13 protein-coding genes are annotated in these 15,233 nt (G+C 73.1%); 11 read left to right on the top strand and 2 right to left on the bottom strand.

Annotation, left to right across the window (positions count from 1 at the left end):
- Positions 1 to 4: 4 nt before the first annotated feature.
- From rpoZ to LN251_RS00905, 4 genes are all read left to right on the top strand, one after another.
- The gene (gene rpoZ / locus LN251_RS00920; protein WP_003988945.1) at positions 5 to 277 is read left to right on the top strand and encodes a DNA-directed RNA polymerase subunit omega; all 273 of its coding nucleotides are present in this window, start codon (positions 5 to 7) and stop codon (positions 275 to 277) included.
- A gap of 134 nt (positions 278 to 411) precedes the next feature.
- The gene (gene coaBC / locus LN251_RS00915) at positions 412 to 1,614 is read left to right on the top strand and encodes a bifunctional phosphopantothenoylcysteine decarboxylase/phosphopantothenate--cysteine ligase CoaBC (RefSeq protein ID WP_458242662.1); all 1,203 of its coding nucleotides are present in this window, start codon (positions 412 to 414) and stop codon (positions 1,612 to 1,614) included.
- A 240-nt stretch (positions 1,615 to 1,854) separates the two neighbouring features.
- Positions 1,855 to 3,063: a methionine adenosyltransferase gene (metK, locus tag LN251_RS00910; RefSeq protein ID WP_458242661.1), complete on the top strand. Its 1,209-nt coding sequence runs from the start codon at positions 1,855 to 1,857 to the stop codon at positions 3,061 to 3,063.
- Between the two features lie 111 nt (positions 3,064 to 3,174).
- On the top strand, positions 3,175 to 5,334 hold the full coding sequence (locus LN251_RS00905; protein ID WP_458242660.1) for a primosomal protein N': 2,160 nt from the start codon (positions 3,175 to 3,177) through the stop codon (positions 5,332 to 5,334).
- 201 nt (positions 5,335 to 5,535) lie between these two features.
- Here the strand turns inward: LN251_RS00905 and LN251_RS00900 are convergent, their stop codons facing one another.
- Positions 5,536 to 6,078, bottom strand: a complete 543-nt coding sequence (locus LN251_RS00900) for a hypothetical protein (protein WP_458242659.1) — start codon at positions 6,076 to 6,078, stop codon at positions 5,536 to 5,538.
- A gap of 275 nt (positions 6,079 to 6,353) precedes the next feature.
- On the opposite strand from LN251_RS00900, the gene fmt reads away from it, so the two are divergent.
- Entirely contained in the window at positions 6,354 to 7,283 is a 930-nt protein-coding gene (gene fmt / locus LN251_RS00895; protein WP_458242658.1) for a methionyl-tRNA formyltransferase, read from the top strand.
- 70 nt (positions 7,284 to 7,353) lie between these two features.
- Entirely contained in the window at positions 7,354 to 8,781 is a 1,428-nt protein-coding gene (locus tag LN251_RS00890) for an RsmB/NOP family class I SAM-dependent RNA methyltransferase (protein ID WP_458242657.1), read from the top strand.
- On the opposite strand, the gene LN251_RS00885 is transcribed toward LN251_RS00890, so the two are convergent.
- On the bottom strand, positions 8,762 to 10,921 hold the full coding sequence (locus LN251_RS00885) for an MMPL family transporter (protein ID WP_458242656.1): 2,160 nt from the start codon (positions 10,919 to 10,921) through the stop codon (positions 8,762 to 8,764). The two genes, LN251_RS00890 and LN251_RS00885, sit on opposite strands and share 20 nt — an antisense overlap.
- Positions 10,922 to 11,055: 134 nt before the next feature.
- Here LN251_RS00885 and rpe point away from each other — a divergent pair, with 134 nt between their 5' ends.
- The 5 genes from rpe to LN251_RS00860 all read left to right on the top strand — a co-directional run bounded on the left by rpe (position 11,056) and on the right by LN251_RS00860 (position 15,168).
- Positions 11,056 to 11,742: a ribulose-phosphate 3-epimerase gene (rpe, locus tag LN251_RS00880; protein WP_383673054.1), complete on the top strand. Its 687-nt coding sequence runs from the start codon at positions 11,056 to 11,058 to the stop codon at positions 11,740 to 11,742.
- Between the two features lie 88 nt (positions 11,743 to 11,830).
- Complete coding sequence (locus LN251_RS00875) at positions 11,831 to 12,877, top strand: sugar-binding transcriptional regulator (protein WP_458242655.1); 1,047 nt, start codon at positions 11,831 to 11,833, stop codon at positions 12,875 to 12,877.
- Positions 12,878 to 12,917: 40 nt separating this feature from the next.
- Positions 12,918 to 13,295, top strand: a complete 378-nt coding sequence (locus LN251_RS00870) for a ribonuclease domain-containing protein (protein WP_458242654.1) — start codon at positions 12,918 to 12,920, stop codon at positions 13,293 to 13,295.
- Complete coding sequence (locus tag LN251_RS00865) at positions 13,292 to 13,594, top strand: barstar family protein (RefSeq protein ID WP_458242653.1); 303 nt, start codon at positions 13,292 to 13,294, stop codon at positions 13,592 to 13,594. The genes LN251_RS00870 and LN251_RS00865 overlap by 4 nt, the downstream gene beginning before the upstream one ends.
- A gap of 131 nt (positions 13,595 to 13,725) precedes the next feature.
- The gene (locus LN251_RS00860; RefSeq protein ID WP_458243239.1) at positions 13,726 to 15,168 is read left to right on the top strand and encodes a GuaB1 family IMP dehydrogenase-related protein; all 1,443 of its coding nucleotides are present in this window, start codon (positions 13,726 to 13,728) and stop codon (positions 15,166 to 15,168) included.
- The last annotated feature ends 65 nt before the right edge of the window (positions 15,169 to 15,233 follow it).

Raw genomic sequence — 15,233 nt, 5'->3', positions numbered from 1 at the left:
GAGCGTGTCCTCTTCCATCTCCGCGCCCGAGGGCATCATCAACCCGCCGATCGACGAGCTCCTCGAGGCCACCGACTCGAAGTACAGCCTCGTGATCTACGCGGCCAAGCGGGCCCGCCAGATCAACGCGTACTACTCGCAGCTCGGCGAGGGCCTCCTCGAGTACGTCGGTCCGCTCGTCGACACCCACGTGCACGAGAAGCCGCTCTCGATCGCCCTGCGTGAGATCAACGCGGGTCTGCTGACGTCCGAGGCCGTCGAAGGCCCCGCGCAGTAGCACGTTCATATCGCGGTTGACTTATCCACAGGCCCGGCAGCGCGACTGTCGGGCCTGTGGTCTGCCGGGGGGCGCGGGGTCGCCCCCGCTGTGGTGCAGCATGGGGTCGTACGTTGCCGAGCCGGGGAGAGACGGTGGACAAGCCGAAGGTCGTTCTGGGGGTCAGCGGTGGCATCGCCGCGTACAAGGCCTGTGAGCTGCTGCGCCGGCTGACGGAGTCGGGTCACGACGTCCGCGTGGTGCCGACGGCCTCCGCGCTGCACTTCGTGGGCGCCGCCACCTGGTCGGCGCTCTCCGGCCACCCCGTCTCCACCGAGGTCTGGGACGACGTCCACGAGGTCCCGCACGTCCGCATCGGCCAGCACGCGGACCTGGTCGTCGTCGCCCCCGCCACCGCGGACATGCTCGCCAAGGCCGCCCACGGGCTCGCCGACGACCTGCTCACCAACACCCTCCTGACCGCCCGCTGCCCGGTCGTCTTCGCCCCCGCCATGCACACCGAGATGTGGGAGCACCCGGCCACCCAGGAGAACGTGGCGACGCTGCGCCGCCGCGGCGCCGTCGTCATCGAGCCCGCCGTCGGCCGCCTCACCGGCGTCGACACCGGCAAGGGCCGGCTGCCCGATCCCGCCGAGATCTTCGAGGTCTGCCGGCGCGTCCTCGCCCGGGGCGTCACCGCGCCCGACCTCGTCGGCCGACATGTCGTCGTCAGCGCGGGCGGCACCCGCGAACCCCTCGACCCGGTCCGCTTCCTCGGCAACCGCTCCTCCGGCAAGCAGGGCTACGCCCTCGCCCGCACCGCCGCCGCGCGCGGCGCCCGCGTCACGCTGGTCGCCGCCAACACCGGCATGGCGGACCCGGCCGGCGTCGACGTCGTCCAGGTCGGCACGGCCGTGCAGCTGCGCGAGGCGGTGCTCAAGGCCGCCGCGGACGCCGACGCGGTCGTCATGGCCGCGGCCGTCGCGGACTTCCGCCCCGCGGCCTACGCCGCCGGGAAGATCAAGAAGAAGGACGGCCAGGACCCCGAGCCGGTCGTGCTGGTGCGGAATCCGGACATCCTCGCGGAGATCTCCTCCGAACGGCCCCGTGACGGGCAGGTGATCGTGGGCTTCGCCGCCGAGACCGACGACGTCCTGGCCAACGGCCGTTCCAAGCTGCGGCGCAAGGGCTGCGACCTCCTCGTGGTGAACGAGGTGGGCGAGCGCAAGACGTTCGGCTCCGAGGAGAACGAGGCGGTGGTGCTGGGCGCCGACGACACCGAGACGCCCGTGCCGCACGGGCCGAAGGAACATCTGGCCGAAATCGTCTGGGACCTGGTGGCGGAGCGGCTCCACTGAAGGTTTCATTCGCTTCTCGGACCCCTCAAACCTCTGCCACAGGGGTGTGGCGACCCTGGCCAAGCCCGCAGGGGATTGGGCAGAATGCCCGTGCCGCTGGTCACAGCCCTCCCGAGAGGCGAGACGGGGAGGCCAGTGGCCGAGACCGACCGATAAACTGTTCTCGGACGGTGCCGGGCGCAGCCCCCGAGCCCGTCCGCCCATGATCAGCCAGCAGCCGCTGCAACCCCAGGGAGCGTTGTGTCCCGTCGCCTGTTCACCTCGGAGTCCGTGACCGAGGGTCACCCCGACAAGATCGCTGACCAGATCAGCGACACCATTCTCGACGCGCTCCTGCGCGAGGACCCGACCTCCCGGGTCGCCGTCGAGACGCTGATCACCACCGGCCTGGTGCACGTGGCCGGAGAGGTCACCACCAAGACCTACGCGGACATCGCGACCCTCGTCCGCAACAAGATCCTCGAGATCGGCTACGACTCCTCCAAGAAGGGCTTCGACGGCGCTTCCTGCGGTGTCTCGGTCTCGATCGGCGCCCAGTCGCCGGACATCGCGCAGGGCGTGGACACGGCGTACGAGTCCCGGGTCGAGGGCGACGAGGACGAACTCGACAAGCAGGGCGCCGGCGACCAGGGCCTGATGTTCGGCTACGCCACGGACGAGACGCCGACCCTCATGCCGCTGCCGATCTTCCTGGCGCACCGCCTGTCGAAGCGCCTGTCCGAGGTCCGCAAGAACGGCACCATCCCCTACCTGCGCCCCGACGGCAAGACCCAGGTCACCATCGAGTACGACGGCGACAAGGCCGTCCGCCTCGACACGGTCGTCGTCTCCTCGCAGCACGCGTCCGACATCGACCTCGACTCGCTCCTCGCGCCCGACATCCGCGAGTTCGTCGTCGAGCCGGAGCTCAAGGCGCTCCTGGACGAGGGCATCAAGCTCGACACCGAGAACTACCGCCTCCTGGTCAACCCGACCGGCCGCTTCGAGATCGGCGGCCCGATGGGCGACGCGGGCCTGACCGGCCGCAAGATCATCATCGACACGTACGGCGGCATGGCCCGCCACGGCGGTGGCGCGTTCTCGGGCAAGGACCCGTCCAAGGTGGACCGCTCGGCCGCCTACGCGATGCGCTGGGTCGCCAAGAACATCGTCGCGGCCGGCCTCGCCTCCCGCTGCGAGGTCCAGGTCGCGTACGCGATCGGCAAGGCCGAGCCCGTCGGCCTGTTCGTCGAGACCTTCGGCACCGCCACCATCGACCACGAGAAGATCGAGAAGGCGATCGACGAGGTCTTCGACCTGCGTCCGGCCGCCATCATCCGCGACCTCGACCTGCTCCGCCCGATCTACGCCCAGACGGCGGCCTACGGCCACTTCGGCCGCGAGCTGCCCGAGTTCACCTGGGAGCGGACGGACCGGGTGGAGGCACTGCAGAAGGCCGTCGGCCTGTAACCTCCCCGTCGTCGCAGGGCCCGGTTCCCCTCGGGGGGCCGGGCCCTGTTCGTCGTTCCCGGGGGATCGCCACGGCGCCGTCTGTCAGTGGCATTTGGTAAGAATGCAAGCGTGAGCAGCGAGAACGGATCGGGGGACGGCGGCGAAGGTGCGCCGCCGGAGCAGCTTGCGCTCATCAGGGAGAGTGTGCGGAAGGCCAGGGAGCCGCGGGCCAAGCCGCGGACCTGGCGGGGCGCCGCGCTGGCCGGGCAGCTGCCGGTCGCCCGGGTGCTCGTCGACAAGGGGGTGCTGCACCTCGACCGGTACTTCGACTACGCGGTGCCGGAGGAACTCGACGCCGACGCGCAGCCCGGCGTCCGGGTGCGGGTGCGGTTCGGAGCCGGGCGGCACCGCGTGCGGGAAGGGCGCCGCGAGGGCGGCGGGCTGATCGACGGCTTCCTGATCGAGCGGCGCGCCGAGTCCGACTACTCGGGGCCGCTGGCCGCGCTCGCCCAGGTCGTCTCGCCCGAGCCGGTGCTGAGCGAGGAACTGCTGGGGCTCGCCCGAGCCGTCGCCGACCGGTACGCGGGCAGCCTCGCCGACGTGCTTCAGCTCGCCGTGCCGCCGCGCAGCGCCCGCGCCGAGCAGCGGCCCTCGCCCGAGCCCCTGCCGCCGCCCGGCGCGCCGGAGACGGGGTCCTGGGCGCGGTACGAGCGGGGGGCCGCGTTCCTTCAGTCGCTGGCGTCCGGCGGATCCCCCCGTGCCGTGTGGAACGCGCTGCCCGGGCCGGCGTGGAGCGAGGAGATCGCGCGGGCCGTGGCGGCGACGCTGGCCTCCGGACGCGGGGCCCTCGTCGTCCTGCCGGACGGGCGGGCCGTCGCGCGCGTGGACGCCGCGCTGACGGCTCTGCTGGGGGAGGGGCGGCACGCGGTGCTCACCGCCGACGCCGGGCCCGAGAAGCGCTACCGGGAGTGGCTGGCGGTGCGGCGAGGGTCCGTACGGGCCGTCGTCGGGACCCGGGCCGCCATGTTCGCGCCCGTGCGGGACCTGGGGCTCGTGGCCATCTGGGACGACGGCGACGACAGCCACAGCGAACTGCACGCCCCTCAGCCGCATGCGCGCGAGGTGCTGCTGTTGCGGGCCGCGCTGGACAAGTGCGGTTTCCTGCTGGGGGGGTGGAGCTGCACCGTCGAGGCGGCCCAGCTCGTCGAGAGCGGCTGGGCACGGCCGCTCGTCGCCGCGCGGGAGCAGGTGCGGGCTTTCGCGCCGCTCGTGCGGACCGTGGGGGACACCGATCTCGCGCGCGACGAGGCCGCCCGGGCCGCCCGGCTGCCGACCCTCGCCTGGCAGGCCGTCCGCGAGGGACTGCGCCACGGACCGGTGCTCGTACAGGTGCCCCGACGGGGATACGTGCCGCGCATGGCGTGCGCCGACTGCCGTGCGCCCGCCCGGTGCCGGCATTGTGCGGGGCCGCTGGAGGCGCAGGAGTCGGGGGCGGCGCTGCGGTGCGGGTGGTGCGGGCGCGAGGAGAGCGGCTGGCACTGCCCGGAGTGCGGCGGATTCCGGCTGAGGGCGCAGGTCGTCGGAGCGCGCCGGACGGCCGAGGAACTCGGGCGGGCCTTCCCGGCCGTGCCGGTGCGGACCTCGGGGCGTGAGCAGGTGCTGGACACCGTGCCGGAGGCGCCCGCGCTGATCGTCAGCACGCCGGGGGCCGAGCCCGTCGCCGAGGGCGGCTATGCGGCCGCGCTGCTGCTGGACGGCTGGGCGATGCTCGGACGGCCCGATCTGCGGGCCGGCGAGGACGCGCTGCGGCGGTGGATCGCGGCCGCCGCGCTCGTCCGGCCGCAGGGCGCCGGGGGCACCGTGGTCGTCGTAGCGGAACCGACGTTGCGGCCCGTGCAGGCGCTGGTGCGCTGGGATCCCGTCGGACACGCGGTGCGGGAACTCGGCGAGCGGGCCGAGCTGGGCTTTCCGCCCGTGTCCCGGATGGCGGCGGTGTCGGGGACGTCAGAGGCGGTCGGCGAGTTCCTGCGCATGGCCGAACTGCCGCCGGAGGCCCAGGTGCTGGGGCCCGTTCCCCTGCCGGTCACGTCGGCGGGCCGGCCGCGGCGGGTGGGGGCGCCGCCTCCCGGTGAGCACTGGGAACGGGCGCTGGTGCGCGTGCCGCCCGGCAGCGGAGCCGCGCTCGCCTCGGCGTTGAAGGCCGCACAGGCGGCGCGGACGGCCCGGGGTGCCGGGGCCGGCGAAGCGGCGGCGGTCCGGGTGCGCATCGACCCACCGGACATCGGCTGAGCCCCCTCGACTCCCGTCTCCGGCACCGCCGTTGCAGCCGTCCGCGGGGCGGCATCAGGCGTCCGTCTGCCGACACGGAGGCCACCCAGAGGAAAGGCTGCCCCAGCGGCAGAGCCGGCACGTCGCCTGCCGGTGTCCCGGGCAAGCGTCTGCCCTCCCGGAGCCTGATATGGGCCGGGAGGGCAGGCAGGAAAAGGTGGTTCAGCCGTTGCGTGGGCCGGGAAAGGCCGTCGGTCGGGCCTCCTCGCGGAGGACGGGGCTGCCCGCCGTCGGCTGGGTGGGCATGGCGCGGGCCGCGGGGACCGTGGGCACCGCAGGGAGGCCGGTGTTCACGCCGACCGTCCTGCTCGCCGAGGGCTCGGCCGTGCGCTCGGCCTCGGCGGCCGCCTGGGCCGCGGCCCGACGGGCGCCGTAACGGCGGTGCACCGCCTGCTTGGTGACGCCGAGTGCGGAACCCACCGCGTCCCACGAGAAGCCGAGGGAGCGGTCGAAGTCGACCGCCGCCGTCACCAGGGTCTCGACACTGTCCCGCAGTTCCTGGGCGAGCCGGACGGTCGGGGCGGGGGCCCGTCCGTAGACGACGAAGCCCGTGGAGGGGCCGGAGCGGCGCGGGCGGTAGACGTTGCCCAACTGGGCGGTGAGCGTGCGCAGTGCGTCCACCTGCCGGCGGACCCGCTCGATGTCCCGCACCAGCAAGTGCAGGCTGGCCCGAGCCTGGGCGTCGTGGGTTGCATGGTCGGCCATGAACAAGCCTCTCGAACCGGCGTTGAAAAGGATCGGGCCGCGCTCAAGCGGCCCTTTGTGGTCAACTCTTTCTTGACCAACGCGTCAACGCTCCGCGGGTCACGCAGTGGGGGCGTGTGGGTATATTCGCGCGCCCCGACCGGGGACGGCGCGCCTCGGCCGCCGGCCGCGGGGTCGGCCCTTCTCCCGCCCGCACCAGCCGTTTCCCGTCGACCCCGAGGTCATAGACTGGGTCGCTGCCCGCACCCCGCTCCCCGAGAGGTCCGAACCCACCCATGAAGCTCGTCTTCGCCGGGACCCCCGAGGTCGCCGTTCCCGCCCTGGACGCTCTGATCTCCTCCGGGCGGCACGAGGTCGCCGCCGTCGTCACGCGGCCCGACGCGCCGGCGGGACGGGGGCGCCGGCTGGTCGCGTCGCCCGTGGCGCAGCGGGCGGAGGAAGCCGGCATCGAGGTGCTGAAGCCGCTCAAGCCGCGGGACCCGGAGTTCCTTGACCGGCTGCGGGAGATCGCGCCCGACTGCTGCCCCGTCGTGGCCTACGGCGCCCTGCTGCCGCGCGTGGCCCTCGACGTCCCCGCCCGCGGCTGGGTCAACCTGCACTTCTCGCTGCTGCCCGCCTGGCGGGGCGCGGCGCCGGTGCAGCACTCCCTGATGGCCGGGGACGAGATCACGGGAGCGTCGACCTTCCTGATCGAGGAGGGACTGGACTCCGGGCCCGTCTACGGCACCGTCACGGAGGAGATCCGGCCCACCGACACCAGCGGCGACCTGCTCACCCGGCTCGCCTTCGCCGGCGCCGGCCTGCTCGCCGCGACCATGGACGGCATCGAGGACGGCACGCTGAAGGCCGTACCGCAGCCCGCCGACGGCATCACCCTGGCCCCGAAGATCACCGTCGAGGACGCCCAGGTGGACTGGCGGGCACCGGCGCTGCGGGTCGACCGGGTCGTGCGCGGCTGCACGCCCGCGCCCGGCGCCTGGACCGTCTTCCGGGGCGAGCGGCTCAAGCTCATCCAGGTCACGCCCGTGCCGGAGCGGACCGACCTCGCGCCCGCGGAGCCGGCCGTCGGCAAGAACAGCGTGCACGTCGGCACCGGCTCGTACGCCGTGGAGCTGCTGTGGGTGCAGGCCCAGGGCAAGAAGCCCATGCGGGCCGCCGACTGGGCCCGCGGGGTGCGCATCGCCGACGGCGAGAGCCTCGGCTAGCAACCGGCCGGCCCGGGCGACGTACGCTGGGGACGTATTTCCCTGATCTCACCTCCGGAGCACCTTTTTCGTGAGCGACACCCCCCGTGGGCCCCGCAAGCCCGGCAAGCCCTACCGGCGGCCCAAGAAGGACCCCGTCCGCCTCCTCGCCTTCGAGGCGCTGAGGGCCGTGGACGAGCGGGACGCCTACGCCAACCTCGTCCTGCCGCCGCTGCTGCGCAAGGCGCGGGAGAAGGAAGGGCCCGACCGCTTCGACGGGCGGGACGCTGCGCTGGCGACCGAGCTGGTCTACGGGACGCTGCGGTGGCAGGGGACGTACGACGCGGTCATCGCGGCCTGTGTCGACCGGCCGCTGCGGGAGGTCGACCCGCCGGTGCTCGACGTGCTCAGCCTCGGCGTGCACCAGCTGCTGGGGACCCGGATCCCGACGCACGCCGCCGTCTCCGCCTCCGTGGAGCTCGCGCGCGTCGTGCTCGGCGACGGGCGGGCCAAGTTCGTCAACGCCGTGCTGCGCAAGGTCGCCCAGCACGATCTCGACGGGTGGATCGAGCAGGTCGCGCCGTCCTACGACGAGGACCCCGAGGACCATCTCGCCGTCGTGCACTCGCATCCGCGCTGGGTGGTCTCCGCGCTGTGGGACTCGCTCGGCGGCGGACGCGCCGGCATCGAGGCGCTGCTGGCGGCCGACAACGAGCGGCCCGAGGTGACGCTCGTCGCGCGTCCCGGCCGCTGCACGACCGAGGAGCTGCTCGACGAGGAGGCCGCGGTGCCGGGGCGCTGGTCGCCGTACGCCGTGCGGCTGACCGAGGGTGGCGAGCCCGGGGCGATCGCGGCCGTGCGGGAGGGACGGGCCGGCGTGCAGGACGAGGGCAGCCAGCTCGTCGCGCTCGCGCTGGCCAACGCACCGCTCGACGGGCCCGACGAGCGGTGGCTCGACGGGTGCGCGGGACCGGGCGGAAAGGCCGCGCTGCTGGCGGCCGTGGCCGCCGCCCGCGGGGCGGTGCTGCTCGCCTCCGAGAAGCAGCCGCACCGGGCCGGCCTGGTCGCCAAGGCACTCAGCGGCAACCCCGGGCCGTATCAGGTCATCGCCGCCGACGGCACCCGCCCGCCGTGGCGGCCCGGCTCCTTCGACCGGGTGCTGGTGGACGTGCCCTGCACCGGGCTCGGCGCCCTGCGGCGGCGGCCCGAGGCGCGCTGGCGGCGCCGCCCCGAGGACCTGGAGGGCTTCGCGCCCCTGCAGCGGGCCCTGCTGCACTCCGCCCTGGACGCCGTGCGCGTCGGCGGCGTGGTCGGCTACGCCACCTGCTCGCCGCACCTGGCCGAGACCCGGGCCGTCGTCGACGACGTGCTCAAGCAGCGCCCGGAGACCGAGCTCCTCGACGCCCGGCCGTTGCTGCCGGGCGTGCCGGACCTCGGCGAAGGCCCCGACGTACAGCTGTGGCCGCATGTGCACGGGACGGACGCCATGTATCTGGCGCTCATTCGGAGGACTGGCTGACCCTGGGCCCGACCGCCTCGGCGGGACGGGTCTCCCCGTCGGCGCGCGACAGGTGGTGCGGCCACCACACCTTCTTGCCCACGTCCAGGAAGAGCGACGTCACCAGCACGGACCGCACCACGAACGTGTCCAGCAGCACGCCGAGCGCCACCGCGAAGCCGATCTCGGCGAAGCCCACCATGGGCAACGTGCCCAGCGCCGCGAAGGTGCCCGCGAGGACCAGGCCGGCCGAGGTGATGACCGCGCCGGTGGCGGCGAGACCCGTGACCACGCCGGGGCGGGTGCCCTGGCGCACGGCCTCCTCGCGGATGCGGGTGGTCAGGAAGATGTTGTAGTCGATGCCGAGAGCCACCAGGAAGACGAAGACGAAGAGCGGGAAGGCCACGTCCTCGCCCGCGTAGCCGAATATGTGCCGGAACACCAGGGCGCTCAGCCCCAGCGCGGTGGCCAGCGACAGACAGACGGTCGCGACCAGCAGCAGCGGGCCCACCAGCGCGCGCAGCAGGAGGGCGAGCACCAGCAGCACGACGGCCAGGACCAGCGGGATCACCAGGTAGTTGTCGTGGACCTGGGCGTTCTCCATGTCCAGCAGCGCCGCCGTGCCACCGCCCACCACGGCGTGGGCGCCGGGCACGGCGTGCGCCGCGTCACGCACCCGCTCCACGGTCGCCTTGGCCGCGTCGCTGTCGGAGGGCGCCCGCATGGTCGCCTCCAGCAGCACCTGCCCGTTGTGCTCGGGCGCCGCGCCGGGCGGTATGCCGATGCTCTGCGGGACGACACCGCGATCCGCGGCGACGGCGCGGCCCACCTGCTCGGCCCGCGCCCGGTCGGCGACGATGACGAGCGGATCGCCGGTGCCCGCCGGGAAGTAGCGTGCGGAGACCTTCTGCCCGGTGATGGAGTCCGGGGTGTTGGTGAAGGCGTCCGCGTTGGCGATCCCGTCCGCCCGCAACTGGAACAGGCCGAGCGACAGCGCGACCAGCACCGCGGTCGTGATGCCCCAGATCATGCGCGGGCGCACGGCGATCCGGCGGCCCATGCGGGCCCAGATGCCTCGCTCGGTGGGATCGGCCGAGCCGTGGTGCGGGATCGCGGGCCAGAAGATCCACCGGCCGAAGACCAGCAGCAGGGCCGGGAAGAGGGTGAGCATGGCCAGCAGCGCGACCACGACGCCGATGGCGGCCACCGGCCCCAGGCCCCGGGTGGAGTTCATCTCGGCGACCAGGAGCACCAGCATGCTCAGCACGACGGTGGCGCCGGAGGCGAGGACCGCGGGGCCGGCCCGGTTCATGGCGAGTTCCATCGCCTCGTGGCGGTCCGTGTGCCGCCGCAGCTCTTCCCGGTAGCGGGCGACGAGCAGCAGGGCGTAGTCGGTCCCCGCGCCGAAGACGAGCACCGTCAGGATGCCCGCGCTCTGCCCGTTGACCGTCAGGCCGGCGTGTTTGGCGAGCACATAGATCAGCGCCTGTGCCGTGAACAGGGCTGCCACCACCCCGATCAGCGGCACGAACAGCAGCGTCGGACTGCGGTAGGTGAACAGCAGGATCACCACGACGATGGCCATCGCCGAGAACAGCAGCGTGGAGTCGATGCCCTCGAAGGCCTTGGAGAAGTCCGCGGACGTGCCGCCCGGCCCGGTGATGTGCACCGCCAGTCCGGCGCCGCCCCTGCCCGCCTGTTCGCGGATGGAGTCGACCGCGGGCGCGATGCGCTGCCAGCCCTGCGCGTCCATGGTGATGGGCACGTAGATCTGGGCGGCGCGCGGCGCGGTCGCACGGTCGTAGACCGGGCCGCGGGTCTCGGCGCCGCGAACGCCGTGGGCGCGCAGCGTCCTGATCTGCCGGACGTCCTGCGCGATCTGCTGCCGGTCGCGGACCGTCAGGCCGTCCGGGCGGGCGTAGACGACCACCGCGGGGATCTGCTCGGGCCTGAAGTGCTCGGAGGCGTTCAGGGCCCGGGTGGACTCGGCGGAAGCGGGCAGCCAGGACTGGGCGTCGTTGTCCTGGGCGCTGTTGAGCTTCGAACCGAACGGGGCCGCGATCACCAGGACCACCAGCCACAGGATCACGATCAGCCACTTCGAGCGCCGGCCGCACACGAACCGGACGGCGTTCCGCTTCCAGGCGTACAGCTGCCGCATGGCTACCCCCGTGGATGTACGTGGTGCCGTACGGCGGCCCAGCATGGCACGCGCAGACCGCGGACGGCATCCGATGAACGGCTTAGGTCCGGACCGGCGCGAACAAACGTGCCCGGACATGGCAGGCTTGGGTCATGGCCGTGCAGATCAACCCCAGCATCCTGTCCGCAGACTTCGCCCGCCTCGCGGACGAGGCGAAGGCGGTCAAGGGAGCCGACTGGCTCCACGTCGACGTCATGGACAACCATTTCGTCCCGAACCTCACGCTCGGTGTGCCGGTCGTAGAGTCCCTGGCCCGTGCGACGGACACCCCGCTGGACTGCCATCTGATGATCGAGGCCCCCGATCGGTGGGCGCCCCAGTACGTGGAAGCGGGGGCCGGTTCCGTCACCTTCCACGTCGAGGCGGCCACCGCTCCGGTGCGGCTGGCCCGGGAGATCCGGGCCAAGGGCGCCCGTGCCTCCATGGCGCTGCGGCCCGCGACGCCCATCGAGCCGTACGAGGATCTGCTGCCGGAGCTCGACATGCTGCTGATCATGACGGTGGAGCCGGGCTTCGGCGGGCAGGCGTTCCTGGACATCATGCTTCCGAAGATTCGGCGCACCCGCGAGTTGATCAGCAAGCACGGGCTGGAGCTGTGGCTCCAGGTCGACGGCGGGGTGTCGGCCGCCACCATCGAGCGCTGCGCGGAGGCCGGCGCGGACGTCTTCGTCGCGGGCTCCGCGGTGTACGGGGCCGACGACCCCGCCGAGGCGGTACGTGCCCTGCGCAACCAGGCGGAGACGGTCACCGCCGGGGCGTCCTGGGCGTGCGACCACTGAGCCACAGGTCGGTGAACAGCTGTGAACGGCGCCCATCGGGGCGGATCAACTACGCCGGATCTGCAAGGATGAACGGCGAATCCAGAGTGTGAACAGCAGTGAGGAGAACGCCGTGTCGGGTATGACGGCGGGCGGCCGGTCAGCAGTGCGGATGGGACCCGCCGAGCTGGTGCAGGCGGCGGCCATGGCCCGCCGCTTCTACCTCGAGGGCAAGTCCAAGATCCAGATCGCGGAGGAGTTCGGCGTCAGCCGCTTCAAGGTGGCCCGGGTCCTGGAGACCGCCCTCGAACGGGATCTCGTACGCATCGAGATCCGGGTCCCGGCCGAGCTGGACGCCGAGCGCTCGGACGCGCTGCGCGCCCGCTACGGCCTCAGGCACGCCGTCGTGGTGGAGTCCCCGGCCGAGGCCCAGGACTCGCCCGACCCCGAGAACCTCGGTGAGGTGGCCGCCGACCTGCTCGGCGAGCTGGTCAACGAGGGCGATGTCCTCGGGCTCGCCTGGGGTCGCTCCACCATCCACATGGCCGCCGCCCTGGACCGGCTGCCACCGTGCACGGTGGTGCAGCTGACGGGCGTGTACGACGCCGGTACCGCCGAGCGCGGCTCCGTCGAGGCCGTGCGCCGCGCCGCCCAGGTCTCCGGCGGCGACGCCCACCCCATCTACGCGCCGATGCTGCTGCCGGACGCGGCCACCGCGGCGGCGCTGCGCCACCAGACCGGCATCGCGCGGGCCTTCGAGTACTTCGACAAGGTCACCGTCGCCTGTGTCTCCATCGGCTCCTGGGAGCCCGGTATCTCGACGGTGCACGACATGCTCAGCGACGAGGAGCGTGCGCACTACGCCTCCCTCGGTGTCGCCGCCGAGATGTCCGCGCACCTGTTCAACGCCGAGGGACGCCGGGTCGGACGGGACCTCGGGGAGCGGTGCATCACGGTCAAGGCCGACCAGCTGCGCCGTATCCCGGAGGTCGTCGCCATAGCGGGCGGCGCGCGCAAGGCGTCGGCGATCGACGCGGTGCTGCGCTCCGGGCTGGTGACCAGCCTGGTGACGGACACCTCGGCCGCGGACGTGCTGATGACGGCGGGGCCGACGCCGAGGTCGGCCCTCAACAGGGCGGACCCCGACGGGCCCTGACGGAAGGTCACGAGGGGACGGCCGTGGCAGCATCGGGCGCATGGTGCTCCGGTTCGTCCCCCGTGTGCTGCTCTGCCTGCTCCTCGCACTGCTGACGGCGTGCTCGTCGGGCGACGCGACGACCCCGCGGTCCCCTTCCGGCACGGCGACCGTCCAGGCGGCCCGGCTCCCCGCCGAGGCCCGGCACACGCTTGCCCTCATCGACGAGGGCGGCCCCTTCCCGTACGCCAAGGACGGTGCCGTCTTCGGCAACTTCGAAGGGCTGCTGCCCCGGCAGCGGCGCGGCTACTACCGCGAGTACACGGTCCCCACGCCGGGCTCGCGCGACCGCGGGGCCCGGCGCATCGTCACCGGGCAGGGCGGCGAGATCTACTACACCGATGATCACTACCAGTCGTTCGAGGTGGTACGGAGATGACGGAGCACGTGGTCACGCTGGACCTGGACGGGGTCCGGGACAAGGCCGGGCTGATGGACCGGTGCGCGCGGGACCTGCGGCTGCCAGACTGGTTCGGCCGCAACTGGGACGCGCTGGCCGACGTCCTGTCGGACCCGGGCGTGTGGCCCGAGGAGGCCGCCGGCAGGGGGCTGCTGGTCGTCGTGCGCAACTGGCGGCCGTACGCCGAGACGCGGCCGGAGGAGTGGCGGACCGCTCTGGACGTCTTCACGCACGCCTCCGCCGCCACCGTGGCCCTCGCTCTTGGAGCATCCTCCTAGCACCCCCCTGACCTGCCTGGACGATCCGCCCGGGCATCGCATTCCGGCCGCCATGGGACAATGAAGTACGTGCTCTTCCCCCTGGCTGACCTGTCCGGGGGCCACCTCTGATCGACTGGGATGTGCAGCACGTGCGTTTCCTCAACGACATCCAGCCCCCGTACGACCTGACGTACGACGACGTCTTCATGGTCCCGAGCCGCAGCGCGGTCGGCTCGCGGCAGGGCGTGGACCTCAGCTCCCCGGACGGCACGGGCACCACGATCCCGCTGGTCGTCGCCAACATGACCGCCATCGCCGGCCGCCGCATGGCCGAGACGATGGCCCGGCGCGGCGGACTGGTGGTCATCCCGCAGGACATCCCCATCGAGGTCGTCACCGACGTCATCTCCTGGGTCAAGAGCCGCCACCTGGTCCTCGACACCCCGATCGTCCTCACCCCGCACCAGACCGTCGCCGACGCGCTGTCCCTGCTGCCCAAGCGGGCGCACAACGCCGGCGTCGTCGTCGACGGGGAGGGCCGGCCCGTCGGTGTCGTCACCGACCGGGACCTCTCCGGCGTCGACCGGTTCACCCAGCTCGAGGTCGTCATGTCGAAGGACCTGCTGCTCATCGACGCCGACATCGACCCGCGCGAGGCCTTCAACCGCCTCGACGGCGCCAACCGGCGCTACGCCCCCGCGGTGGACGCCGAGGGCCGCCTGGCCGGCATCCTCACCCGCAAGGGCGCCCTGCGCGCCACGCTCTACACGCCGGCCGTCGACGCGAACGGCAGGCTGCGCATCGCCGCCGCCGTCGGCATCAACGGCGATGTCGCGGGCAAGGCCAAGCAGCTCCTCGACGCGGGCGTCGACACCCTCGTCATCGACACCGCGCACGGCCACCAGGAGTCGATGATCAGCGCGATCCGCACGGTCCGCGCGCTCGACCCGGGCGTGCCGATCGTGGCGGGGAACATCGTCGCCGCCGAGGGCGTCAGGGACCTCGTCGAGGCCGGTGCCGACATCATCAAGGTCGGCGTCGGACCGGGCGCCATGTGCACCACCCGCATGATGACCGGCGTCGGCCGGCCGCAGTTCTCCGCCGTGCTGGAGTGCGCGGCCGAGGCCCGCAAGTACGGCAAGCACGTGTGGGCCGACGGCGGTGTCCGGCATCCCCGCGACGTCGCCATGGCCCTCGCGGCCGGCGCCTCCAACGTGATGATCGGCTCCTGGTTCGCGGGCACCTACGAGTCGCCGGGCGACCTCCAGCAGGACTCCTCCGGCCGGCTCTACAAGGAGTCCTTCGGCATGGCGTCGGCCCGTGCCGTGCTCAACCGCACCTCCGAGGAGTCGTCCTACGACCGCGCCCGCAAGGCGCTGTTCGAGGAGGGCATCTCGACCTCCCGCATGTTCCTCGACCCGTCCCGCCCGGGCGTCGAGGACCTGATCGACTCGATCATCGCGGGCGTCCGCTCCTCCTGCACCTACGCCGGCGCGGGCTCCCTGGAGGAGTTCACCGAGAAGGCCGTCGTCGGCATCCAGAGCGCCGCCGGCTACGCCGAGGGCCAGCCGCTGCACGCCAGCTGGAACTAGCCGCCCCGCTCGGGGGCGCTGGTCGCTCCGCTCGGGAGCGCTCAGGTCGTGGGGCAGCTGCGGGC

It is taken from the genome of Streptomyces sp. MAI_2237 (assembly GCF_054189285.1).
The sequence above is the reverse complement of the archived record's forward strand: the minus strand, read 5'-3'. Positions and strand labels throughout refer to the sequence as shown.

Excerpts from the sequence above, each read along its gene's own strand:
- LN251_RS00900 (WP_458242659.1), bottom strand. The coding sequence starts at position 6,078 with ATGGCCGACCATGCAACCCACGACGCCCAGGCTCGGGCCAGCCTGCAC.
- fmt (WP_458242658.1), top strand. The coding sequence starts at position 6,354 with ATGAAGCTCGTCTTCGCCGGGACCCCCGAGGTCGCCGTTCCCGCCCTG.
- LN251_RS00885 (WP_458242656.1), bottom strand. The coding sequence starts at position 10,921 with ATGCGGCAGCTGTACGCCTGGAAGCGGAACGCCGTCCGGTTCGTGTGC.
- rpe (WP_383673054.1), top strand. The coding sequence starts at position 11,056 with ATGGCCGTGCAGATCAACCCCAGCATCCTGTCCGCAGACTTCGCCCGC.
- LN251_RS00870 (WP_458242654.1), top strand. The coding sequence starts at position 12,918 with ATGGTGCTCCGGTTCGTCCCCCGTGTGCTGCTCTGCCTGCTCCTCGCA.
- LN251_RS00865 (WP_458242653.1), top strand. The coding sequence starts at position 13,292 with ATGACGGAGCACGTGGTCACGCTGGACCTGGACGGGGTCCGGGACAAG.